3 protein-coding genes are annotated in these 1,043 nt (G+C 42.1%); all 3 read left to right on the plus strand.

All coding sequences use genetic code 11. The annotated features are described in order from the left end of the window. The first annotated feature begins 203 nt into the window (after positions 1-203). On the plus strand, positions 204-593 hold the full coding sequence (locus tag ACT29H_RS16750) for an endonuclease domain-containing protein (protein WP_444822802.1): 390 nt from the start codon (positions 204-206) through the stop codon (positions 591-593). After that, positions 572-772 (plus strand): hypothetical protein, encoded by a 201-nt coding sequence (locus tag ACT29H_RS16755; RefSeq protein ID WP_444822803.1) that lies wholly within the window; start codon positions 572-574, stop codon positions 770-772. Before ACT29H_RS16750 ends, ACT29H_RS16755 begins: the two co-directional genes overlap by 22 nt. Positions 773-793: 21 nt before the next feature. Continuing rightward, on the plus strand, positions 794-1,043 hold a 250-nt coding region (locus tag ACT29H_RS16760; protein ID WP_444822804.1), incomplete at its 3' end, for a hypothetical protein.

The raw sequence follows: 1,043 nt of genomic DNA on the forward strand, positions 1-1,043 counted from the left end.
ACCTAAGGCGGGTGATTTGACGTTTTATCACCTGCCTTTTTCTCTTTATTTTTCCCTTAAGTTTACAGCAATGGGGTCGGGGGGTGCGCATAGGGAACTTCCCCCTTTAGGAGGACAGAAGTGTGCGAAAAAAAACTTTTCTTATAGAAGGCCAAGGAGAAAACGGAAGAAATAGCAACCAATAATTTCAAACACTATCCATCATGCCCTTAAGTGACAAAACCCAAATGTTTTATAATGCGAAGGTTGCAATATTCACAAAGGCCAAATTTCTAAGAAAAAACATGACACCGGCCGAAAAAACACTTTGGAGTCGCATCAAAGGGAATAAAATCCTGGGATTACGCTTCCGAAGACAACATCCCATTGATATTTTTATTGCCGATTTCTATTGTCATAAAATCAAACTGGTAATAGAATTGGATGGCAATATCCACGATGAACCAACCCAAAAAGAATATGACACAAACCGAACAGAAGAGTTAAACCGTCTGGGAATAACCGTCATCAGGTTTACCAACAAGGATGTATTAGAAAATACAGATCAGGTAATAACGCAGATAACCGAAAAATGCAGAGAGCTAATGAAGTAAGTCTTTCAGGATATTCCAATCCTTCCCCTCACCCCTCTAACTCCCTTAAAGGGGAGAAAAATCCCACCCGCATTACTTACCACTCAGCTAAATTCAAATATTACTATTTTCCAAATATCGCGCGTAAGAACTCCCCCTTTAGGGGGTTGGGGGGTGCGCGTAGGGAACTTTCTCTTTAGGACGCCACAGGGGGCGCGCGAATGAAAATTGTTGTTGGTTATTCGCTTATAACTTCTGATCAACTTTTCCCCCTCACCCCTCTAACTCCCCTAAAGGGGAGAACCATGCCTCCCGCATTACTTAGCACTCAGCTAAATCCAAATATTACTATTTTCCAAATATCGCGCGATGGAACTCCCCCTTTAGGGGGTTGGGGGCATTGCTGTAAACTTAAGGGAAAAATAAAGAGAAAAAGGCAGGTGATAAAACGTCAAATCACCCGCCTTAGGT

This window comes from Thermophagus sp. OGC60D27 (genome assembly GCF_052400625.1).
Classification (GTDB): domain Bacteria; phylum Bacteroidota; class Bacteroidia; order Bacteroidales; family Marinilabiliaceae; genus Thermophagus.

Coding starts and splice junctions, on each gene's coding strand:
- ACT29H_RS16750 (WP_444822802.1), top strand. CDS start 204: ATGCCCTTAAGTGACAAAACCCAAATGTTTTATAATGCGAAGGTTGCA.
- ACT29H_RS16755 (WP_444822803.1), top strand. CDS start 572: ATGCAGAGAGCTAATGAAGTAAGTCTTTCAGGATATTCCAATCCTTCC.